The following is a 23695-nucleotide window of genomic DNA, read 5'->3' on the forward strand; positions in this document are numbered from 1 at the left end:
GCAACCGGTCAGCGGCGCTTGGCCATGGCTTCGATAAAGCGATCGAACAAAGGCGCGACGTCGTTCGGGCCCGGACTCGCTTCAGGGTGACCCTGGAAGCTGAAGGCGCTCTTGTCGGTCAGTTCGATACCCTGCAGGGTGCCGTCGAACAGCGACTTGTGAATGGCGCGAACGTTGCTCGGCAGGGTTGCCTCATCCACCGCAAAACCGTGGTTCTGGCTGGTGATCATGACCACGCCGGTGTCCAGATCCTGGACCGGGTGGTTGGCACCGTGGTGGCCGTGGCCCATCTTCACCGTCTTGGCACCCGCGGCCAGAGCCAGCAACTGGTGACCGAGGCAGATGCCGAACACCGGAATGTCGGTTTCCAGCACTTCCCTGATCGCCTTGATGGCGTAATCGCACGGCTCCGGGTCACCTGGGCCGTTGGACAGGAAAACGCCGTCCGGCTTGTAGGCGAGCACTTCACTGGCAGGCGTTTGCGCCGGCACCACGGTTACGCGACAACCGCGCTCGACCAGCATGCGCAGAATGTTGACCTTGACGCCATAATCGTAGGCGACCACATGATAAGGCAGCTCGGACGCGGCGATTTCAGGATGGCTGTCGGTTTTCAGATCCCAGACGCTGGAACGCCACTCGTAGGTGTCCTTGGTGCAGACTTCCTTGGCCAGGTCCATGCCCTTGAGGCCCGGGAAGCCGCGGGCAGCGGCGATGGCTGCCTCTTCGGTGATGTTATCGCCGGCCAGGATGCAGCCGTTCTGGGCGCCTTTCTCACGCAGGATGCGGGTCAGGCGACGCGTATCGATGCCAGCGATGGCAACGACGTTGTTGGCTTTCAGGTAATCACCGAGGGACAGCTTGTTACGCCAGTTGCTGGCTACCAGAGGCAGGTCGCGAATGACCAGGCCGGCGGACCAGACGCGATCCGACTCTGCGTCTTCAGGGGTGGTGCCGGTGTTGCCGATATGCGGGTAAGTCAGGGTAACGATCTGCTGGGCGTAGGAAGGATCGGTAAGAATTTCCTGATAGCCTGTCATTGCGGTGTTGAACACCACCTCACCAACGGTCTGACCGTCGGTTCCAATGGCTTCGCCGCGAAAAATGCTGCCATCAGCAAGGGCGAGTATGGCTGGCTTAGTCAAGAAGACCTCCCGTAAATAAAACCTGAAAGGGCGATCGCAGGCTGCAAAAAAGCGGAATGACGTAGTTACGTCACCCCGCTTTCTTATGGAATCATCTGCGCGCTTTTAGTGGACACACTAAAGCTGTAGCTTACAGAAAAGGCCCATTTTGGTCTACCACCAATGAGCCTGAAATGCGGGGAAATGCGACAGGGCCACGAATGGCCCTGTATGAAATCAATGCAGACCCAACACATCCTGCATGTCGTAAAGCCCTGGTGCCTTGCCGTCGAGCCACATTGCAGCCCGCACAGCACCCTTGGCGAAGGTCATGCGACTGGACGCCTTGTGCGTGATCTCGACCCGCTCACCGTCCGCAGCGAACAGCACGGTGTGATCACCCACTATGTCACCGGCACGAAGGGTCGCAAACCCGATGGTCTGACGATCACGCGCACCGGTCTGGCCTTCACGGCCGTAGACCGCGACTTTTTCCAGATCGCGACCCAGCGCATTGGCAACCACTTCACCCATGCGCAAGGCGGTGCCGGACGGCGCATCAACCTTGTGCCGGTGGTGCGCTTCGGTGATTTCGATATCGACCTCATCACCCAGAACGCGCGCAGCGGTGTCGAGCAGCTTCAGACACAGATTCACGCCGACACTGAAATTGGCAGCAAAGACGATGGGAATGTCTTTGCCCGCCTCTTCCAGACGCTGCTTCTCTTCGGCGCTGAAACCGGTGGTGCCGATAATCATCGCCTTGCCTGCCTTGCGACAGAACGCCAGATTTTTCAGCGTCACCGAAGGGTGGGTAAAGTCGATCAGAACGTCGAACTCGTCCGCCACCTTTGCCAGATCACCTGACAGCGGCACACCGATACGACCCAGCGCAGCCAGTTCGCCCGCATCAGCGCCCACCAGCGTGCTGTCAGGACGATCGATAGCGGCGGTCAACCCGGCGCCCGGCGCCTGCTGAACCGCCTCGATCAAGGTCTTGCCCATACGCCCGGCGGCGCCTACTACAGCAATACGTCGCATGCCCTGCTCCCGTTGATAGCCTTACAGATCGCCGAAGAAACGCTTCACACCCTCAAACCAGCCACTGGCTTTCGGAGAGTGGGACTCGTCGTTTTCAAGCGAGGTGCGGAACTCTTCAAGCAGCTCGCGCTGACGCTTGCTCAGGTTAACCGGGGTTTCGACGGCAACACGGCACATCAAGTCACCGGCACCACCACCACGCACCGGAGCGACGCCCTTGCCACGCAAGCGGAACTGCTTGCCGGTCTGGGTACCTTCGGGGATCTTCAGTTTGACGCGACCGTCGAGCGTCGGCACCTCAAGCTCGCCGCCCAGCGCTGCATCGGTAAAGCTGATAGGCACTTCGCAGAACAGGTGCTTGCCGTCACGCTGGAAGATCGCGTGCTCGCGCACATTGATCACGACATACAGGTCGCCGGTCGGGCCACCCTGGGTACCCGCCTCGCCTTCGCCAGACAGACGAATGCGGTCACCAGTATCAACACCTGGCGGCACTTTGACGGAAAGCGTCTTGGACTCTTCGACGCGGCCTTCGCCATGGCAGGAATCGCACGGGTCAGAGATGATCTTGCCGTGGCCGTGGCAGCGCGGACAGGTTTGCTGCACAGAGAAGAACCCCTGCTGCATGCGCACCTGACCAATGCCGCCGCACGTAGGGCATGTGACCGGCGAAGAACCTTTCTTGGCGCCGCTGCCGTCGCACGGCTTGCAGTTGACCAGCGTCGGAACGCGGATATTCACGTTAGCACCGCGAACCGCCTCTTCCAGATTCAGCTCCAGCGTATAGCGCAGGTCGCTGCCACGCTGAGCGCCGCCACGACCACCGCCGCCACCGGCACGGCCGCCGCCAAAGAAGTCGCTGAACACATCGCCGAAGATATCGGAGAAGTTGGCGCCACCGGCACCGCCACCAAAACCACCGCCGCCACCCATGCTCGGGTCGACACCGGCATGGCCATACTGATCGTAGGCCGCGCGTTTGCTGGCGTCGGAAAGCACTTCGTAGGCTTCGTTGGCCTCTTTGAACAGCTCTTCCGATGCTTTGTCATCAGGGTTGCGGTCAGGGTGATGCTTCATCGCCAGACGGCGATAAGCCTTCTTCAGGTCCGCCTCGCTGGAGCCTCGCTCCACTCCCAACACTTCGTAATAATCACGCTTTGCCATAATTCTTCCGCACTCTTGAGGACGTTCGGCGAAGGCTCTCCTGAGCCGCACCAAACTCGTTGAGCCCCATACAGGCCCGGACCCAACTCACGTCGATTCAACGATCCTGGTCTTCGTTCAGCAGCCAGATGCATCCGGCCGAGAAAGCGGCAGAATGATTCGCCACGCAGGAGCGTCGCGATCTTGCCACGTGGCGTGCGGAGCAACTCCACACGCCGAAATTTTTGCCTGTTCCAGACACGCCAACGCGGGAGCAAGCTCCCGCGCGGCGACATCCTACCAGTCAGCGCTCGAAAGAGGTCAACCGGCGTTCAAGTGAGCCTGCGCTTACTTGTGGTCTTTTACTTCTTCAAACTCGGCGTCGACAACATCGTCAGCCTTGGCAGTTTCTTCAGCTGGCTTGGCCGCAGCGTCCGGGTTTTCAGCCTGCTCGGCATACATCTTCTGAGCGATTGGCGCGGAAACCTTCGACAGCTCTTCGACCTTGGCTTCAATGGCAGCCTTGTCGTCGCCCTTGATAGCGGCTTCCAGAGCAACCAGCGCAGCTTCTACCGCAGTCTTCTCTTCAGCAGTGACCTTGTCACCCGCGTCAGCGATCATCTTGCGAGTCGAGTGGACCAGCGCATCACCCTGGTTACGGGCAGAGGCCAGCTCTTCGAACTTGCGATCTTCTTCGGAGTTGACTTCAGCATCGCGAACCATCTGCTGAATTTCTTCCTCGGACAGACCGGAGTTGGCCTTGATCACGATGGACTGCTGCTTGCCGGTGGCCTTGTCTTTCGCGCCAACGTGCAGAATACCGTTTGCGTCGATGTCGAAGGTCACTTCGATCTGTGGCACGCCACGTGGAGCAGGTGGAATCTCGGCCAGGTCGAACTTGCCCAGAGACTTGTTCTGAGCGGCTTGCTTACGCTCACCCTGCAGGACGTGAATGGTTACCGCGTTCTGGTTGTCATCGGCAGTCGAGAACACCTGGGATTTCTTGGTAGGAATCGTGGTGTTTTTCTCGATCAGCGCAGTCATCACGCCGCCCATGGTTTCGATACCCAGGGTCAGCGGGCTGACGTCCAGCAGAAGAACGTCTTTGACATCACCGGCCAGGACTGCGCCCTGAATGGCAGCACCCATGGCAACGGCTTCGTCAGGGTTGACGTCTTTACGTGCTTCTTTGCCGAAGAACTCGGTCACCAGCTTCTGAACCAGCGGCATACGCGTCTGACCACCGACCAGAATCACATCGTTGATCTTGCTCCTGTCGATGCCAGCATCTTTCAGCGCCATTTCGCAAGGAGCGATGGTGCGCTGAACCAGGTCTTCAACCAGCGATTCCAGCTTGGAACGGGAAATCTTCACTACCAGGTGCTTCGGACCGGTTGCGTCTGCAGTGATGTACGGCAGGTTGACTTCGGTCTGGGTGCTGGAAGACAGCTCGATCTTGGCTTTTTCGGCAGCTTCTTTCAGACGCTGCATGGCCAGCGGATCACCCTTGAGGTTCATGCCGCTTTCTTTCTTGAATTCGTCGACGAAGTAGTCGATCAGACGAATGTCGAAGTCTTCACCACCCAGGAACGTGTCGCCGTTGGTGGCCAACACTTCGAACTGGTGCTCGCCATCGACTTCAGCGATCTCGATGACCGAGACGTCGAAGGTACCGCCACCCAGGTCATACACGATGACAGTGTGGTCGCCCTTGGCCTTGTCCATCCCGTAAGCCAGCGCGGCTGCGGTAGGTTCGTTGATGATGCGCTTGACGTCCAGACCGGCAATACGGCCAGCGTCCTTGGTAGCCTGACGCTGACTGTCGTTGAAGTAGGCCGGAACGGTGATGACCGCTTCGGTAACCGCTTCACCGAGATAGTCTTCGGCAGTCTTTTTCATTTTCTTCAGGATTTCAGCGGAAATCTGAGGAGGCGCCATTTTCTGGCCATTCACTTCAACCCAGGCATCACCGTTGTCAGCCTTGACGATCTTGTAAGGGACCATCTGGATGTCTTTCTGAACGACATCCTCTTCGAACTTGCGACCGATCAGACGCTTAACCGCGTACAGCGTGTTGTGCGGGTTGGTGACCGCCTGACGCTTCGCGGACTGGCCGACCAGAATCTCGCCATCATTTGCGTAAGCAATGATCGAAGGTGTAGTACGTGTACCTTCGGCGTTCTCGATAACCTTGACGTTACCGTTTTCCAGAATGGAGACGCAGGAGTTGGTAGTCCCCAGGTCGATACCGATAATTCTGCCCATCTTTGACTCTCCCGAAACTTGCAAAACTTGGATTTGGTTGCCGCCAGTGCGTTTACACCGTGCGGTAGCTCTTAAACGCTTGACCTTTAAATGGGGGCCTTACAGCTGATTTCAAGCCTGCTCGTTGATTGACGGCGTTGCAGGCGATGGTGCCTTGCTGACCACGACCATGGCCGGGCGCAACAGGCGACCATTAAGCTGATAACCCTTCTGAAATACCTTGAGCACCGTGTTGGGCTCAACGTCGGCACTTTCCTGCATGGCCATCGCCTGGTGCTGGTCGGCACTGAACGGTTGACCGTGCGGATCGATGGCTTCCAGCTGATAACGCTTGAGGGTGTCCTGGAACATCTTCAAGGTCAGCTCGATGCCTTCACGCATCGGGCGAATGCTTTCATCGTCCGGACTGGACAGATCAAGGCCTCGCTCCAGACTGTCGATGATCGGCAACAGATCACCGGCAAATTTCTCCAGCGCAAACTTGTGCGCCTTTTCAACATCCTGTTCGGCACGGCGGCGGACATTCTGCAGATCCGCAGCCACGCGAAGGGATTGGTCCTGCGCAGCAGCCAGTTGCTCTTCGAGCACCTGCACGCGGGTTGTCAGTTCGTCACCCGCGCCCGCCTCGGCAGCCTGATCCTGAGCCTGCGCATCCAGATTCTGTTCGTCAGCCATACATGTTCTCCTCTAAAAACGTCCGCGATCCCGATTCGCGCTTCTGCCCACCTATATGGGATCGGATTTTCCGGCTTCAAGGGTTTCGTGCGATCGAGATACGCATTCCCTGACAAATAATCCGGATTCCAGCCCGACAAAAAATGGCGAAACGACTCAAGAGAGACTAAAAACCACTGCAGACCGATGAAATCGAGCTAAGCAAGGGCATTGTCAGCCACAAATAAAACACTGTATAAATAACCAGACAAACAGCCCGGGAGCCGCTCAATGCTGGTGCACCTTTCCGTACACAACTACGCCATTGTCGAACACCTTGATCTTGAACTGGATCGAGGCATGAGCGTCATCACCGGCGAAACCGGCGCTGGCAAGTCGATCATGCTCGACGCCCTGGGCCTGACCCTGGGCGACCGTGCCGACAGCGGCGTGGTCAGGCCCGGCGCCGACAAGGCCGACATCCTGGCCACGTTCGACCTGGGCGACATTCCCGAGGCACAGACCTGGCTCAAAGAGCGCGACCTGGACAACGACGGCCCCTGCATCCTGCGCCGGGTCATCACTGCCGAAGGTCGGTCACGCTCCTATATCAATGGCTCACCCTGCCCTCAGGGCGACCTGAAGGCGCTGGGCGAACTGCTCATCGATATTCACAGCCAGCATGAGCACCAGTCGCTGCTCAAGACCGATACCCATCGGCGCCTGCTCGACGAATACGCGGGTGCAACCGATCTGGCCCGTCAGGTCCATCTCGCCGCGCAGCGCTGGCGGCAGACGCGGCAGGAGCTCGAGCGTCTTTCCAATTCGGGTGACGAGCAACGCGCACGGCATCAGTTACTGAGCTATCAGCTCGAAGAGCTGGAAAGCCTGAGCCTGGGCGAAAACGAGCTTGAACAGCTCGAACAGGAACACAAGGACCTGACCAACGCCGAAAGCCTGCTGAGCATTTGCCGACAAGTGGTCGAGCAGTGCAGCGAAAGCGATTCCGGCAACGTGCTCAATGCCCTGACCGCCAGCCTGCATCGTCTTGGCAGCGTCGACCATTCCCCGTCCGCCCTGAGCGAGGCCACAGGGCTGCTGTCCAGCGCGCAGATACAGGTAGAAGAAGCGGTAGGCGAGCTGAATCGCTTTTTGGATCACTTCGATGCCGACCCTGCCCGCCTGCAACAGCTTGAAGAACGTCTCGATGCCATTTACACACTGGCGCGCAAGCACCGCATCCAGCCAGGCGAAGTGGCGACACTGCAACAAAAGCTGCTGGATGAAATAGAAACGCTGAATGCCAACGACGAATCCATCGAACGCCTGGAGCATGAAGTGCAGGCATTCGCCCGGCACTATCAGGATAAAGCCCGTGAGCTGAGCGACCTGCGCCACAATTCGGCGACGAAACTGGCCAGCGCTGTGGAACAGGAAATTCATCGTCTGGGCATGCCCGGCGGCCGTTTCCAGATCGACCTCAAAGCCAACGCCAGCGTAGAACCCTCGCCTCACGGCCTGGAGCAGGTGGAGCTACTGGTCAGCGCCAACCCCGGCCAACCACTGAAAGCGCTGGCAAAAGTCGCGTCGGGGGGTGAACTGTCGCGCATCAGCCTGGCGATTCAGGTCATCACTGCGCAAACCTCGCGGGTACCGACGCTGGTATTCGATGAAGTGGATGTGGGGATTGGCGGACCGACCGCCGAGATCGTAGGGCAGCTGCTGCGTCGCCTGGGCGAGCGCGGTCAGGTCATGACCGTCACTCACCTGCCGCAGGTCGCGGCGCAGGGCCATCAGCACCTGTTCGTGCACAAGGTGCGCGACAACGACGCAACGCGCACAGCGGTGTCCAGGCTCAGCAAGACTGAACGTATAGAGGAAGTCGCCCGAATGCTGGGCGGCATCGATCTGACCAAGGAATCTCTGGCGCACGCCAAAAAGATGGTCGTTACGGCGAAAAGCTGAGCGATAGAACGCACAAAGGCGACCGCGGTCGCCCCTGTTGCTGATTACGCCTTCTTGTTGCGGACGTAAAGCACCAGATTGTGGTCCACCAGGTCAAAGCCGTGTCTCTCGACAATGGCTTTTTGAAGCTTCTCGATTTCTTCGTCGAAGAATTCGATCACCTCACCCGATTCCACATTGACCATGTGGTCGTGGTGGCCGCCATCAGCCAGCTCGAACACAGCATGACCGCCGTCGAAATTGTGGCGCACCACCAGCCCAGCGGACTCGAACTGAGTCAGAACACGGTAAACCGTGGCCAGACCGACGTCCTCGCTAGCCTCCATGAGAGCCTTGTAGACATCCTCGGCACTCATGTGGCGTTGCTCTGCAGAATCGAGCATTTGCAGTATTTTGACCCGCGGTAGGGTTACCTTGAGTCCTACTTTACGTAGTTCGCTATTTTCAACCATGGTCAGCTTTCTCGCAGACGCTGCTTCGCAGCTTCTCTTAATGCAGGTATGATCGGAGTTTACGTTGTCCCAGCCAAGATAGTGGAAGTCGCCCACCGATGCAAAACACCAAGCTCTTGCTAACCAGTTTCACCTTCGTGGGACTGCTCGCACTCGCCGGTTGTTCATTCCCCGGGGTTTACAAAATCGACATCCAGCAGGGTAATGTCGTCACGCAGGACATGATAGACCAGTTACGCCCCGGAATGACCCGGCGGCAAGTACGGTTTATCATGGGCAACCCCCTGCTGACCGACACTTTCCACTCCGATCGGTGGGATTACCTGTACAGCCTGCAGCCAGGTGGCGGTGAACGCCAGCAGGAGCGTGTCAGCCTTATATTCAACGGCAATGACCAGCTCGTGAGCCTGTCTGGTGACTTCATGCCCGGCGTCAGCCGCGATGAAGCCATTCTCGGCAAGGACAGCAACACCACTGTCCCGGCAGAGAACCAGCCAGTGCAGCAGCCTGAAGAGCCGGCCAAGCCAGGTTCGTTGCTGGATAAAATCCAGAAAGACGTGGACAGCGTCGAGACCGTACCGGTCCCGACTCAGGAACCGCTGGACACCAACTCCCGGTAGTCCAAAGCGTCCAACAAAAAGCCCGGCATGCCGGGCTTTTTTGTGCTTTCCATTCAGCCTGCGTTCAGCCGGGAAGCCCTCTTTTCTCACGCGCCCTGGCGGCACGCAGACGCCTGATCTCCATGGGGTCGGCCACCAGCGGACGATAAATCTCTATCCGCTCCCCCGCCTCCAGCACCCGCGCAGCAGGATCAGTCACCACCTTGCCGAAAATACCCACGGCGCACTGGCTCAGATCCAGTTCGGGAAACTCCTTGTCCATGCCGCTGAGTGCCAGCGCCTGACGCACTGAAGAGCCGGCCGGGATATCGACCGTCTTCAATACCTGGCGCTGTACAGAGGCGTAGACCACCTCTATCTGAATCGATGCGTCAGCCATGCAGCTCTTTCGCTCGCTGGCAGAACGCATCCACCAGCGTGTTGGCTGCCTGATTGAACAGCGGCCCCAGCGTGGCGCGAACGATGGTGCCGGCATAATCGAAGGACAGATCCAGACTGATCTTGCAGGCTTTCTCGCCCAGCGGCTTGAATGTCCAGACACCGTGGAACTGTTCGAACGGACCTTCGACCAGGTCCATCACGATCGACTCGCCGGGAACCAGCGTGTTGCGCGTCATGAACTTCTGGCTCAGCCCCCCCTTGGCGATCTCCAGGCTGGCGCGCATCTGCGCCTCACTGGCTTCAACCACGGTAGCGGACGAACACCACGGCAGAAACTCGGGATAACGAGCCACATCATTGACCAGGTCATAAAGGAACCCGGCCGGGTACGGCAGTAAAGCAGAGCGTTGTATATGCGTAGTCATGTGAGCGTCATTTCCAGAGCTGAGCGGCAAACACCACAAGAATGCCGAGCGGCGCCACGTAGCGCATCAAAAAGTACGTCAGGTTGAAGAGCAGCGGACTGCGAATCGACAATTCGTCGCGCACCGTCTCACGGCTCATCACCCAACCAGCGAATACTACAAAACACAACCCACCCAGCGGCAACATGATCCGCGAAGTGAAGAAATCAATGACTCCGAAGAAGTCCAGGCCAGTCGATGCGCCCCATTGATAGAGGTGGAATGCGCCTCCATCGTTCACGAAAAACTTGGCTTTTTGCCAGATATTGAACGAGAACACCGTGCCCAGCCCGACAAACCAGCAGGTAAAGGCCAGCCAGAACGTCACCCAGGCGCGACGAATACGGGTGCGCTCGACCAGATAGGCGACCATCGGCTCAAGTAACGAAATTGCCGAACTCCAGGCTGCAACGGCCACCAATACGAAGAACACGATGCCCATCAACTGGCCGAACGCGACGTTGCCGAATGCATACGGCAACGTGACGAACATCAGGCCCGGCCCCTCGCTGGGGTTCAGGCCTGCTGCGAACACGATGGGGAACAGCGCAAGGCCGGCCAACAGCGAAACGAAGGTATCGAGCAACGCGATGCCGACGACCGTGCTGCTGATCGACGCGCCTTTGGTCATGTACGCGCCGTAGACCATGATCGAGCCCACACCGACGCTCAGGGAAAAGAACGCATGCCCCATCGCGGGCAGCAAGCCATCCAGCACCTTCTCGGGATTGAAGTCGAACATGAAATGCACGCCTTCCATGAAATGCCCGGTGGTCAGGCTGTAGCCCAACAGCGCCAGCATCAGCAGGAACAGCATCGGCATCATGATACGCAGGCTTTTCTCCAGCCCGGCCTCGACACCCTTGCCGATCACCACCGCCGACAGCAGCATGAAAATGGTGTGCCACAGAATCAGACGCCATGGGTCGGCAATCACCGCACCGAAATACGCACCGACCTGATCCGGCGACACACCCTGAAAGTCGCCGCGCCCCATGTCGATGATGTAATCCAGCGACCAACCGCCCACCACACTATAAAAGGAGAGAATCAGCAGCGCCGTGATCATCCCGGCAAACGCACCCCAGGACCAGCGCGGCGAATGCCCCGCTTCCTGCGCCAGCGTCTTGAGCGCATTCGCAGGACTGAGCCGGGAACGACGACCAATCAGCGTCTCGGCGATCATGACCGGAATACCGATCAGCGCGATGCACGCCAGAAAAACCAGTACAAATGCACCGCCGCCGTAGGCACCGACCATGTACGGAAATTTCCAGATACTGCCCAGCCCCACAGCAGAGCCGGTGGCAGCCAGGATGAACACCCAGCGGCTTGCCCAGCTACCGTGGACCGAAACCTTGTCCGTCGACATTATCGAAACGCCCAGCCAAAAAAGATCGCGCATTGTCCGGGATTCAACCTTTGTGCTCAAGCACGCGCTTTCCCGTAGCCGACATTGATGCAACTGCCTATAATGCGCCCCCTATGGCTAAGCTCAAGAAACACCCTACAGGGACCATCGCGCAGAATAAGAAAGCGCGTCACGATTACTTCATCGAACACAAGTTCGAGGCCGGTCTGGTCCTGTCTGGCTGGGAAGTAAAAAGCCTGCGTGCCACCAAGGTACAGCTGGTCGACAGTTATGTGCTGCTCAAGGATGGCGAGGCCTGGCTGATGGGTTGCCACATCACGCCTCTCAAGACTGCCAGCACACACGTCATCGCTGACCCGACACGCACCCGCAAACTGCTGCTGAACAAGCGCGAGCTCGAAAAGCTCACCAGCTCGGTTCAGCAGAAAGGCTATGCCTGCGTCGCCCTTTCCGTCTACTGGAAGGAGCACCTGGTCAAGTGCGAAATTGCGCTGGGTAAAGGCAAGAAGGAATACGACAAGCGTCACACCGAACGCGAACGCGATTCGGACCGTGAGCTGCAGCGTGCCGTGCGCTCCAAAGGCAAGGAAGACTAGTTCCTGGCGCTGGCGTGTGCCAAATGTCCAGCCCCGGACATTTGGCACTTCATATCTACCCCTCTACCCGCATACCCCGCGCCACTCCCCGCGTCAAGCCGTTCGATACCTCCAAGCGAAGATCGCCTCATTTTGGTGCTTGAATGCGCAATGTGGCTATTTCGCAGTATTGCGAAAATAAAATAGAACGCCTGCGTTACGCCACAGTCAATCCTTTAGGCCCAGCTGTTAAACGGGCTTTCAAACCCCTCGGGCGACGGCCTCAAACACCGGACATACCGAGTCCACAGGTTATTAAGGAGAAACACATGAAGCGTACCGCCCTCACTGGATTGTTCCTCAGCGCCGCCCTGTTGGCTTCGCCGGTTTTTGCCGCCGATGATTTGTGCTCTGCCAATATCAAGACTCTTGAAAACTCTGTGGACTCTACCAACACAAACCTGAGCACCGGAAACACGGACATGCTCGAAACCACGGTGAAGAACGCTAAGGCGGCCCAAGCTCAAAAAGACGAGAAAAAATGCATTGAGATCACTCAGAAAGCTATCACGTCATTGAACAACACCGGTTCGGGCAGCGAAGGCGCCAAGTAAAGCTTCGAGCAGGCCAGCCAGGCTGGCCTGAACGATTGCAGTAGACGGGTCGACGTGCCACGCCAATTGGCGTACACTGCGCCCCAGCGATTGCGAAAGCAGTCTCGGGGCCGATTTGGATTCGACGCCGGTGATGAAACTTTAGGTGCATGCCGAGTTGGTAACAGAACTCGTAAATCCACTGTTGCAACTTTCTATAGTTGCCAATGACGAAACCTACGGGGAATACGCTCTCGCCGCGTAAGCGGTGCTAGCCTTCCTTCTGGTAGCTTCGGCTCCAGCAATCATCAGGGGATGCCTGTAAACCCGAAATGATTGTCATATAGAACAGGATCGTCGCCTAGTACGTTGTGGACGAAGCGACTAAAACTTACACAACTCGCCCAAAGCACCCTGCCCGTCGGGTCGCTGAGGGTTAACTTAATAGACACGGCTAAGCATGTAGTACCGACAGCGGAGTACTGGCGGACGGGGGTTCAAATCCCCCCGGCTCCACCAAACAAGCGTTACAAATCAAGCACTTAGCGTTTATCGCAAGTGCTTTTTTTGTGCCTTGTTGGGCCGTATTGGCTCAGTAATTCCAGCTTTATGACCGTCTCCAATGCCCCCAAAGGCTGGCGGCGGGCGCGGCTTTCTACTGACAATTTTTGTCCAGCCTCTCTGCACAATGCGCGCCCTGCCCCAACCGACCGAGCGATTCACATCAAAAATGCTTCCGTGTATTATCAAAAGCTCAGGATCGCATTAAAAGGAATTGAATATGTCATTGGAAGCATATCTGCAGATCGAAGGAGTTCCCGGCGAGACACTCTCAGAAGGCTACGAAAACTGGATCGAGCTGCAAGACTTCGACCTTTCGGCTAGTCAGACGGCCTCAGCTACCTCCACGTCAGCCGGCGGCGCAACCTCGGGCAGGGCTTACATGAGCGACATGCTCGTTCGTAAGGCTGTTGATAATGCCACCCCAAAGCTTCATGAGGCTTGCTGCAGTGGTAAGCACTTCAAGCAGGTATCTGTGCATCTTTTCCGTGCAGGCGACCCAAAAGTCAAATACCTGGAGATAAAACTTGAAGAGGTTATTATCAGTTCTTTTTCATTAACGGGCAATGGCGACCAGGACAACAGCTTTCCAAGCGAACTTATCGCTCTGAACTATGGAAGAATTCAACTTATTTACTCCAAGCAAAGTCGGAAAACAGGGCAAAGCGCTGGACAAATTGCTGGCGGCTGGGATGCTATCAGCAACAAGATATTTTCATAACCACCCATTAGATTTCGCAGGGACAGGCGATGAATTACGAAATACCAGCATTCATTCCTCCCGGAGTCAATGTAGATGTCCACATGAAGCTCGCGAACGATCAGTGGAAAAAAGATCCTAGCACGGGTGCTTTAATGAGTTGGTTTTACTACAAAGTCCGTAACAAGGGCCCGTGGGACTACAAGCAGAAACATCCTGAGTGGGAGGACTTCGGCAATTTTCATTACGGCGCTGTGGGGACAGCCGGCCAATTAACTGAGCAGCTTCTACTGAGAGCCGCTGGGTTCGCCCAAGGAGAAGCCAAAACACGAAAACATAAGTGGGGCCATTGGTTCTGGCTGCCTCCATACGGGGATGACCCCAAAGACCAGAAATGGATAAAAATGGGGATCTTGTATGCAAAATCCAAAGGATACTAACTTTAGATTTACTTACAAGAATTCGTTTTGGATACTTGTAGTCTTTTTAATAGCGAAGGCATTTCTTGGCGACCTTTTTGATTTCGGTAGTGACGCGGATGAAGTAGTGTTGAAGCGGGCGCTTCCTCAGGGTGATTGGCTGTATATTACACGCTATGGCGCCATGGCCACTGACATGGACACACTACGTTTTTTCATCAGTAAACCGCTTGAAGGCGACGATTCAGAAGTACTGCATAAACTTAATAAGGAAAGCGAATTTCTGATCACGGATAGCTCTTTAGAAAACGTCGCCATCCATGATACACCCAATGGCGTAGGAATTACGGTAAAGGGTGCTGTCTACCGTTACTTTAGCAAGGAGTATGTCACTGAAGGCGACAACCTTAGAAGTTACAGGATTACGCTAACTCAAGAAGATCCTACGCCAAAGGACTGAGAAATAAGACTTTACCTTTAGAGCTGGCTGTACTGATAATTTGTGCCCGGCCTAAGCAGTTAAACCTTCTAGACTGGGCGGAGCGACTTTGATTGTTAAGTTTTGAGATACACCAGCGCCTAGGGACCACCCTGTACAGGCAGCACTAGTCATCGCATGATCCTACAACAAATAAAATTCGGTAAGATAAAATAAATAACCGTGAACACCTACAATTCTATTCTATCGTAGATGAACAAGATCAGGTTTTTTAAGATGGATAAAAACGATCTGAACCATGACATACTTAATTATCTCATCGAGAGAATCTACTTTTATGTTGGATTTGGCAAAAAAGCGTTTGAAACGCTCAGCCTCGCCACTAGAGTCAGTTGGGATCTAGGGCTTGACGGTGACGACGCCAGTGACTTTATGGAAGATTTTTTCGAACACTTTGGTGTTACCCCCGGTGACTACGACCACTATCGTTATTTCAAGCCCGAAGGAACCGATATTTTTGTGTTCTTCAGATCCAAAGATCGGCGCGCAAAGACAGTAATGACGTTAGGCATGTTGTATAACGCAGCCCAAACTAAGGCATGGAACTGCGAAGCTCTTGAGCAAAAAAGCTTTAGCACTTTGCCAATTTATAACAAAACCGAGGAAATTCCTATCAATGGGTTTAGCATAAGGACAAGGTAGTGCTTATCTTAAAGCATGCCTGAGCAGGTATTCGCGTGAATGAGCGCAACATGACTATCAGGAAATTCGTCAGCGAGTCTGGCTAACGCAAGGACGCCACCAACCCCGAAAAACCGTGATGGAGTTCAGCGAGGTGGAGAAATCTGGTACAGGGCTGCGGATGGTTGAGCGCTTATCGACGTGGAAGCAATCATGACCCCGGGAGTGCCAACGTGCAGCCATGCCACTAACACCGGGTCACTCATACGACTCCCCAAAGGACCCGCCCCTTTGCAGGCGGGTCCAGCCGGGGAGACTATAAAGAGCGGATCGTGTAGTTGATATGCAAAATGATATCGTTCAGGCTTTCCAGCAGCGCCTTCTGTTTCGTTTCGGCCTGCGGGAAGCTGATTATCATGCTGCCCTCCCTGATATCTGCCCCTTCAAACGGTAACCAACGTGGGTCATTAAAGTCGGGTTGAAACTGACCGCTGTCATTCACTCCTCGCGAAATTGCCATGTTGTCGCAACCCGGCGGTAAAACGTTCCCCCCGCCGGTGTAATTGAGTACCGCCTGAATATCCTGATAAGGCCCCAACAAGGCGGGCAGTGATACGCTGACCTGTTTGATTCGGCGCTGATCTCCCAGCCCGCCGGGGTAGTCATCAACTATATTCAGATCCGCCAGTGTAATTGAAGCCGTTAACGCGCCGCTTTCGTCCAGCCTGACACGCTCGGCGCTGCCCTCTGGGGGCGTATCCCCGTTCAGCAACGCCGACACCGCTGCTGACAGCTCAAATTGATCGGTTTCTGCCAATGTGCTGCGGTAAAAATCAGCCAGCGAAACTGTCCGTGTGATTTCAAGCGCGCGTTTAGACCACTTCATCCGGGCAGTTTCCAATTGCGCCAGATTGAGCATGAGCCCTTCCCCGCAAGTAAGTCCGGCCCAGGTACCCTGCCATCCACCATCGCGAATGTAGGTATCGCTCTTGCCACTCTCCCAGTGCCACGCCTTTTCGGCCATCAGGCAACGAGACACCGCCAGGTCGTAAAACTGGAAGTAAATGGTTGCCAACCGACCACGCAGCCAGCTGTAAAGAGCGCTATTACTAAACTTGGTTTGCAGAAAGTCTAACTGCGCCTGTGCTTGTCCTTGTTGCATCTCTAGGTGCGCTTTCTGCAGTTCAGTAGACTCGCGGCGCACCTCGAGCGATGCTAGCTGGGCCTCTATCTGCTGGATCTCGCCCTCTGCATTGTTACGTTGGATTTCCCACTCCTCGCGCCGGCGACGGTAGATTTCTTCCTGGGAAATGCGCGAGCTATCCATCATTAGATTTTCAGCACTTATAGAGATACCAAGCCCCGCCATGGTGCCGACAGCACCAAACTTCATACCACCATTGGCCAGCCCAAAGATGTTGGGGGCAAGATCCAAAGCCGCAGCGGCTATATACGCCGCCTTAGCTCCAGCACCAAGCGATTTGGCGTTTTCTAGTGAACTTATAGACAGGCGTTCGCGGGAATTGATGTTTTCATCATATAAGCGGGAGTAACTGTCAAATCGTCGCTGTGCACTGTCTTTGGAACGAGAAAGGACCTTTTTTTCAGCCTCCAGCTCTCTGAGCGTGCCTTCTTGTACCTGGATAGTGCTAGCCATCAGCTCAGTGCCTTGATTTTGCAACAAGGCGTTCAGCGACTCTGCATCCTGACGTTCAAGCACACCCAGAACAGCATTACCGAACTGTATGAGCTGGAACACCAAACCGCGAGCACTGTCGAGCATCGGCTCGAAGCGCCACAGAGGGAGAGATGTCACGGGGAGATCTGACCCGCCACTACTCTCCGCCGCCACGGCAGCGTTGAGCAGGGCCTTTGGATCCGCCGGCTTGGCGAATAGCGGTAACAGCAGCGGCTGGCCGTCCAGCGTCAGGTTATGCCGCAAGTTGTACATCCGTTGGCGCAACGTTAACCAGTAGCCCTGCATGACCTCGTTGACTTCCGGCAGGAACAAGGCACTTGCAGCAGCCGTCTTTTTCGATGCCATCGACTTAAGGGTTAAGACTCGCCCCTCGCGCAGCAAGCTCAATACAGTCAAATGTTGCTCAGCCAACGCCTCAGAGGACGCCTCGCCTAGCGATGGCTCAGCCCATAGCGCATTGGCGCGGATGTAGGGCTGCTCACCCAGCAGGTTCAGAGCCTGGCTGTACCAGACTTTCGCCTCAGCGAGCGTGTCGCGCTCAAGTTTACGGTAAGCAGAATCACCGCGGGCAATGAGCAGGTCCAACGCCCGCATGAAGGTAGCGACCTTGTAGTGCATAGGGTCGTTTTGCGCCACTGCGTCAGGATCTACCGCTTTGAGTGGGGCGTCGTTCCAACTGGTGTCCTCTTGAAGCGGGCGCACGTTCCAGTTACGGTCGACATGCTGACCGCGAACAACATAACCTGATGGGCTCCAGACGTAGCGTAGCCATTGATCGGCCAGCGTGAACTGTTGCTCTTGCAGGAAACGTTGCGCTGCCATCATGGGGGTGTAGTAGAACAGCTCCCAGAAGTAGAGCGCGTTGGCGCCTGAGAAGTCCATCGATATGCTCCGATTACTGTCAACCGAAACACTATGGGCAACGTCTGGGAGAGGCATTGCAGTTGTAGGCCTGGTCACAGTCGCCGCCTCATTACCGGGCGTATACGAAAACATAATACTTCGACCAATGGCACCTGTATTATCGTTCCCTTTGTACTGCACTCGCAGATGGATAGCTTGACCTTGCTGCCATCCGTCGTCGGGATAAGGAACAAATAATCTCAAAGGTGTCGTGCTCGTCGTATTGAGGTTACCCGTCCACGCCAGATAACTATCCGACGCCTTAAAGAAATATGAATAATATATTTTCACCCAGTGCTCATCTCCATGAGCCTCGGGATCATAGACGGGTAGATTGATATTAGTGAAGAACCCTGCGCCCAATTGAGGTTCCTGAATTTCCTGCGTCTCGTAGCTAAGAATAGTGTCGATACCTGAAGCAGCCCTCTCCACCAACTGGCGCGCAAACAGTGTATTGAGGCGCGTGCGACAGGCGTCGAACTCCATATACTGAGCTTTTTCAGGGGTGTTTTTTATTTTGATGATGTTTGTTGCATCAGATGCATTTCGAGTGATGGGAACAAGCCACTGAATACGATCACTACTATCAAGCCCACCAATGCTTAAAGTGAAAGCCAAATCATGGGAGGGAAGTGGGCCCCAGTTTTTAGCAACCTTAACATTACTAATATTCTTAAAATCGTAAACCATCCCATTTAAGTCAAATGGAGGAAGAGGATCCACATACTCTCTTGCCGAAAAAGTATTATACGTTGCGCCATCATAAACATCTAATTGAATACTTTCATGCGGAATAGGGCAAAAATTATTGAATGTATACAGAGGCACTGTATAAAACTCATAGAACCAGCCAACAGCTGTTAGCTTTACAGAAAACGTATCGTTAACCGTACCAATCAACGCATCAGGAAACGGATCATCAAAACGCATACATAAAAAATCACCTTCAAGATACTGATCCTCGCGACTCAAAGTCGTAAGGCCTTCAGCAATATAATTCACGACCATGGCAGGAAAAATATGCCCACGTGGAAAATCAGTCGCTACATATATTTTTCCTCCGTGCCTTACGAAGCATTTCTTACCGTCATCGGAGTACATAACCATAAAATACGCTTCATCACCTAAACTATTGTCAAAACGATACAACCTCATCAAAATCTCGGGAATTACTGGTACAATTTCACACCGCTTACCGATGGAAAGTAGCGCATCAGACTCAGATCCATTTTCATCGAGCGCATACACTCCCCCATCAACTGAAATATTATAATACTGTCTATAGACATCATGAGCTGACTCACTCCCCAGACTAAGCCCGTGAGCATATTTATTATTTATAAAATTTACTGTAGTCGTATCAAGCTCATACTTCATATACGAAATGAAAGTTTCAGCAGAGTTCTGCCTTGGAGCCGACGCCATATCTTCATAGATGTAAACCAAATGCATATCAGCTAGCGGTGGCAGCTGATCCGCATAGCTAGCTGCCTTTTTATAGAGCAGCACGGCCATAGTTGTTTCCTTATCAAAACTAGTGCAATAAAGCCCTGGCGGCTCACCGCCATCCGCAAAGACTTTTATATCCGTGGTGACATCAATTATTTTCGGTGACGTCCAGTTGCCGTCGTAACGTAGATAGGAAATATTGATGGCGTAATCAAACATCTTCGAATCACCCGGCGAACCGTCCGCCTTAGGTGGAGTGACATCTTTTCGCTCTAACCAGCAGAGATAAAGGCGCGATTTGTAAATCACCGGCCGGATGCAATCCCCCCACGGCTGTGCGGCACACTCAATCTTGCGCCAGTCAGTCCAGGCGTTCGCCGCTAATTGCCCGTCCTCACTGCGCCTTCCTTCGTCCGCGCTGCGCCAGTAGAATTCACGCACTTCGCTCTGGTTAGTACCAATGAAGTAGGTCTTCCCCTCGTGGACGTCCAGGTTGTCGTGATAGCCACTGATCACCCTGAGATTGGCCACCTCCTCGAAACTGTTGAGGTAGGTGTTGAATGCGTCCCCGACCGTATCGGTATTGAGTTGCGCCTGCCCCAACGTTTGCAGCATCGTATTCATCATGCCGCTCTGGCCCAGACGCACCGTGGGATCAACGTAGTTCTCCGGGTAGTAGACTAACTTTGCCGCGCCTGCCCAGGTGCTGTAGCGCTGGTTATAGCGTTCCCAGTCGGTAAAGAATTGCCCCGTGACTGCCGCCTTATCTACGGTACCTTGTGACTCGGCGGCACTTAAGGTCCGCTGTATAAATGTCTGTACGCTCACGATGGCTTCAGCCACGCGAGAGGTCATTACCTGTGGCCCGTTGAGGTTGTCTAACAGTAGGTATTGATAGAGCCCTTCACGAGAATTATTTGCCAACTGGGCAGTCATCCCGGACTTGAGCAGATAGCCACACAGGGCGGCGCTCAGTCCGGAGGCCAAAGCGGCCTCCATGCCTTTGGTCTCGTAGGGTGTCAGCCCTGCCGTGAACGCATCCGCAACGCGCACCCAGTCGTCCCATGGCGGCTGGTTACCTGCGGTATAGTTCAGCGCAAGAAGCTGCCCGATATTCACGGGTGTCACACCAAAGGTGGTGCTCAACGCCGCCCACTGCAGCACGACGTCGATCTCCGACCAGGCACTGAGTTTCGTTTCTGAAGCTGCTTGAGTATTAGCATAGGCTTGCCTGGTAGCCTGCTCGAACCTTGTCGCATCATCATTCAGCGCCCTTGCAAGATCAGCCGGAGTGAGGGTGTCGGCCACAAAGGCTGCCAGCACGGCAGACGCTCCATCACCCAGGCTTTTTAGCCAGGCACTGAAGTTGCAAAGCGCTTGTACCGTTGCCAAAGCACGCGGCAACACCGCAACTTCTGGTACAGGACCCAAGAGCCGGGCAGGAGTGGCTACAAACAATGAAAAGGCTTGAGGATTGATACCTGTGGCGTGATAAATCAATGCCAACTGCGCTAGACCGTAGCAAAACGCAACGACGCTATCATCGTCGGTCTCCGCCGCGTCCCAGAATTGATCCACGGTCCACTCAGCTGGCTGGAGGCCATTGGCCCAAGCAAGAACCGATTCAGCCACTGGGGCGGACGGTAGCGCTAAAGACGAAACCAAAACGGGTGCTAGAAGGGCGATACGCTTTTCCAAGGTATCGGCGTCAGGATGAGCACTTATCACACCCTTAAGCTCGTCCAACAGCGCCAAAATTTCGGTGGTAGCCGCCTGCGTAAATGTCGGGCGCGTTAACAAATCAAGGTCGGCCACGGACAGTTTTCGCGAGTTCAGCCACTGCGTCAGGCTGTCGACGTTTTGCAACCAGCCTGACCATAGCTGAGTATTCTCCAGCTCGGAGGTGAGCCTAGGCAAGCCAGCAGCCTTCAATAATTGTTCTAGCTCCGTCACACTTAACGCGTGGAGTTGGGCCCAGCGGCTCAGGGCATACATCGCTGACAAATTTTTGAGATTAAGAGTCAATACGCCTGAAGAGGCGGCGTTGTCAAAAATCCTGAGCAAGGCAAACAGCCCCACGTCGTCAACGTTAAGCGCACGCTTCAAAATAGCTTTTTCAACAGTGTTGTCGGTAGCGTTCGTCGGCAGCAGGTTTATTGAGGTCGTTGAGGGTGCGAACGTCTCGCCATTTAGCGGCGGGCTATTAAATACCTGATCAAACAGACTTTGATTATCGTCATAACTGTTGTTGGACAATAGTCCTCCGCAGAGAACCAAGGCTTCTTCAGGCTCAACGCCATAGCGCTGTACGCATCGCTGAACCTGAAACAGTAACTGCAAAGTCTCATCGGTGATATTAACAGGATTAACGCTATTGACAATGACTTCCAAGCTTTTAGGATGCAGACCCGTGGCACGCCACAGGCGTATGGCCTTATTCAATTTAAGCACGTAAAACTGGAACGAATCAATAATATTTATATTATAACTTACGACCCCACCCACATAGGAGCCGTTATAATGATAACGCCGCAGGGACATTGTAAGTTCACCCTGCAGAAGATCCGAAGCCTGAATGCTTACCGTATACGATTGCCCAGGAACAAAATCCCCCCACTCCTGGTTTTCTTCATATATGATAGCGTCTGCAGCATCAACTCTCACCCGAAAAATATCATAACCAGGCTGAGCATCACTAAAACTGAATCTCAACAACCACGTTCCGTCCGCCTGAGGCAGTAACCAAGCGTAGTTTAACGTATTTGTAGGATGTCCGCTTTGTAGACGATAAATCTTATCCCCTATCCTGGTCACCAATAAATTGTTGATGTATTCTTCAGCCCCCTCCTCCCCATTGGCATAATCTGTTGAAAATAGCGCCACTTCCTCATCACTAAGTCCGTAATAACGACGCAGACTCTGTGGCGTGATCAACGTCTCCGGATCAATAGTGCCGAAGTTTCTGGCGTATAACTCATCAGCGCTTCCCGCCGTTACTTCCTCCGTCAATATAGCGTACACCTCAGGGGAAATATCAAACGCCATTCCCGCCATGGTGGCCCCGGAAAACAAACCCGTTACTCGAGGGTTAGCCGCCAACTGTTTAAACTTGGGATCCTTCTGTATCTGACTCTGACGCAAACGGGCATGGGGGTGATGATACGGTGTCGAGCCACTGAGTCGATACGTAGACAGCCATTCCAATACCGACCCCTGACCCTCTGCCGTTACTTCCAGCTTCAGCGACTCTCCAGCCAGGGTCATCAGCACCTCGTTCGAGAGCGAGAGCGCAGAAACCTCCTTGTTCATATTGCTTTGACTGAGTGATAACCCCTTCAGGTCGGGCCGGCGCTTGTCAATGTGATAAGGCGACTCTTCCGGGTACAGGCCGCGAGCATTCCGGTAGAGAGCCGAAAGGTAGGCCGCCGGGGAGAACATCGATGACACAGAGCCTGGCAAGGTATAGCTACTGGCGCGATGACCAAACTGCTCTTCATAATCACGTAGCGATGCGTCCGGAGGGTTGATGCCCAAACGCACTGAGTTTTTCAGCAATGGAGAGGAGCGAGCCAGCAAGCATTTCTCGTAAATTAGCGCCGCCTCTCGCTCGTCACGGGCTGATTCATACAGCTCATCGACCTCACAGAATGATAAACCACTCGTCGATAGTTTGTTACGAAAGGCTGCGGGGGATATCAACGCCTGTGCAGCCAATGAATCCAGCCCCGCACGCGCTGACAAGCGTTTTATTCTGGACAATCTATTAAGACCCATGGAAATATCCTTATAATTAAATTCGCACACATGGCTGTGTTTGGGGCTATGAAAGCACTGTCACAATTACAGTCGGAAATACATTGCCACCTCTCAGAGTGAGGGGCCTGGCGCTCAAGTGTTGTTCATGATAATTGAGCGTAGCCATGAACTAATCTTTAGCAACGCGAACAAATTAAATTCATGATGACCGGTTGAAACCGGACGCTCGTCTTTTAGGCGAGAATACTTTAGGCGAGCAGGTTTATAGATCGATATAGCTGACGACGTTGCGCTTATTCCAGTATGCTGTTTTCTAAATAACTCACTTTACGTTTAAGGGTTTCAAGCGTCTCACGTCTGCGTGGGATTTTATTCAACGTCTCCTGTCCCTTTGCGTTGCAAAACGTATCGGATTGGCTGAGCATTTCGTAACACTGTC

18 protein-coding genes and 1 other RNA gene are annotated in these 23695 nt (G+C 54.5%); 9 read left to right on the forward strand and 10 right to left on the reverse strand.

Features of this window, described 5'->3' with window-relative positions; genetic code table 11:
- Positions 1–8: 8 nt before the first annotated feature.
- The 5 genes from carA to grpE form a co-directional block, all read right to left on the reverse strand.
- Positions 9–1145: a glutamine-hydrolyzing carbamoyl-phosphate synthase small subunit gene (gene carA, locus AC54XV_RS22045; protein ID WP_024659417.1), complete on the reverse strand. Its 1137-nt coding sequence runs from the start codon at positions 1143–1145 to the stop codon at positions 9–11.
- Between the two features lie 216 nt (positions 1146–1361).
- The gene (gene dapB / locus AC54XV_RS22050; protein ID WP_003400159.1) at positions 1362–2165 is read right to left on the reverse strand and encodes a 4-hydroxy-tetrahydrodipicolinate reductase; all 804 of its coding nucleotides are present in this window, start codon (positions 2163–2165) and stop codon (positions 1362–1364) included.
- A gap of 21 nt (positions 2166–2186) precedes the next feature.
- Positions 2187–3329, reverse strand: coding sequence for a molecular chaperone DnaJ (dnaJ, locus tag AC54XV_RS22055; protein ID WP_058399403.1), 1143 nt, complete (start codon positions 3327–3329; stop codon positions 2187–2189).
- Positions 3330–3656: 327 nt separating this feature from the next.
- Positions 3657–5573, reverse strand: a complete 1917-nt coding sequence (gene dnaK / locus AC54XV_RS22060; protein ID WP_003400158.1) for a molecular chaperone DnaK — start codon at positions 5571–5573, stop codon at positions 3657–3659.
- Between the two features lie 111 nt (positions 5574–5684).
- A complete protein-coding gene (grpE, locus tag AC54XV_RS22065; RefSeq protein WP_003313642.1) occupies positions 5685–6248 on the reverse strand; it encodes a nucleotide exchange factor GrpE in 564 nt (187 codons plus the stop codon).
- 270 nt (positions 6249–6518) lie between these two features.
- Between grpE and recN the strand changes: the two genes are divergently transcribed.
- Positions 6519–8192: a DNA repair protein RecN gene (gene recN / locus AC54XV_RS22070; protein WP_003418848.1), complete on the forward strand. Its 1674-nt coding sequence runs from the start codon at positions 6519–6521 to the stop codon at positions 8190–8192.
- A gap of 44 nt (positions 8193–8236) precedes the next feature.
- Here recN and fur read toward each other — a convergent pair whose 3' ends face one another.
- The gene (gene fur / locus AC54XV_RS22075; RefSeq protein ID WP_003400156.1) at positions 8237–8644 is read right to left on the reverse strand and encodes a ferric iron uptake transcriptional regulator; all 408 of its coding nucleotides are present in this window, start codon (positions 8642–8644) and stop codon (positions 8237–8239) included.
- A gap of 98 nt (positions 8645–8742) precedes the next feature.
- Here fur and AC54XV_RS22080 point away from each other — a divergent pair, with 98 nt between their 5' ends.
- On the forward strand, positions 8743–9264 hold the full coding sequence (locus tag AC54XV_RS22080) for an outer membrane protein assembly factor BamE (RefSeq protein ID WP_003400155.1): 522 nt from the start codon (positions 8743–8745) through the stop codon (positions 9262–9264).
- A gap of 64 nt (positions 9265–9328) precedes the next feature.
- Here the strand turns inward: AC54XV_RS22080 and AC54XV_RS22085 are convergent, their stop codons facing one another.
- From AC54XV_RS22085 to AC54XV_RS22095, 3 genes are read right to left on the reverse strand one after another with little or no spacing between them, the layout of a single operon-like run.
- The gene (locus tag AC54XV_RS22085; RefSeq protein WP_103377900.1) at positions 9329–9643 is read right to left on the reverse strand and encodes an RnfH family protein; all 315 of its coding nucleotides are present in this window, start codon (positions 9641–9643) and stop codon (positions 9329–9331) included.
- Positions 9636–10070, reverse strand: coding sequence for a type II toxin-antitoxin system RatA family toxin (locus AC54XV_RS22090; protein ID WP_003400153.1), 435 nt, complete (start codon positions 10068–10070; stop codon positions 9636–9638). The genes AC54XV_RS22085 and AC54XV_RS22090 overlap by 8 nt, the downstream gene beginning before the upstream one ends.
- A 7-nt stretch (positions 10071–10077) precedes the next feature.
- On the reverse strand, positions 10078–11481 hold the full coding sequence (locus AC54XV_RS22095) for a sodium-dependent transporter (RefSeq protein ID WP_024639748.1): 1404 nt from the start codon (positions 11479–11481) through the stop codon (positions 10078–10080).
- A gap of 113 nt (positions 11482–11594) precedes the next feature.
- Between AC54XV_RS22095 and smpB the strand changes: the two genes are divergently transcribed.
- The 7 genes from smpB (at position 11595) to AC54XV_RS22130 (ending at position 15470) form a co-directional block, all read left to right on the forward strand.
- Complete coding sequence (gene smpB / locus AC54XV_RS22100; protein ID WP_003313649.1) at positions 11595–12077, forward strand: SsrA-binding protein SmpB; 483 nt, start codon at positions 11595–11597, stop codon at positions 12075–12077.
- 308 nt (positions 12078–12385) lie between these two features.
- Entirely contained in the window at positions 12386–12670 is a 285-nt protein-coding gene (locus tag AC54XV_RS22105) for a PA2433 domain-containing protein (protein WP_024641934.1), read from the forward strand.
- A 106-nt stretch (positions 12671–12776) separates the two neighbouring features.
- Positions 12777–13168: a transfer-messenger RNA gene (gene ssrA, locus AC54XV_RS22110) on the forward strand.
- Positions 13169–13430: 262 nt separating this feature from the next.
- Positions 13431–13931 (forward strand): Hcp family type VI secretion system effector, encoded by a 501-nt coding sequence (locus AC54XV_RS22115; RefSeq protein WP_003313651.1) that lies wholly within the window; start codon positions 13431–13433, stop codon positions 13929–13931.
- A 29-nt stretch (positions 13932–13960) separates the two neighbouring features.
- Entirely contained in the window at positions 13961–14350 is a 390-nt protein-coding gene (locus tag AC54XV_RS22120) for a polymorphic toxin type 44 domain-containing protein (RefSeq protein ID WP_003400121.1), read from the forward strand.
- A complete protein-coding gene (locus AC54XV_RS22125; protein WP_003400119.1) occupies positions 14328–14789 on the forward strand; it encodes a hypothetical protein in 462 nt (153 codons plus the stop codon). Before AC54XV_RS22120 ends, AC54XV_RS22125 begins: the two co-directional genes overlap by 23 nt.
- Positions 14790–15020: 231 nt before the next feature.
- The gene (locus AC54XV_RS22130) at positions 15021–15470 is read left to right on the forward strand and encodes a DUF1493 family protein (RefSeq protein ID WP_003400117.1); all 450 of its coding nucleotides are present in this window, start codon (positions 15021–15023) and stop codon (positions 15468–15470) included.
- A gap of 295 nt (positions 15471–15765) precedes the next feature.
- Here the strand turns inward: AC54XV_RS22130 and AC54XV_RS22135 are convergent, their stop codons facing one another.
- Entirely contained in the window at positions 15766–23274 is a 7509-nt protein-coding gene (locus tag AC54XV_RS22135; protein WP_496718984.1) for a Tc toxin subunit A-related protein, read from the reverse strand.
- Positions 23275–23695 lie beyond the last annotated feature (421 nt).

This window comes from Pseudomonas fragariae (ex Marin et al. 2024) (assembly GCF_059621105.1).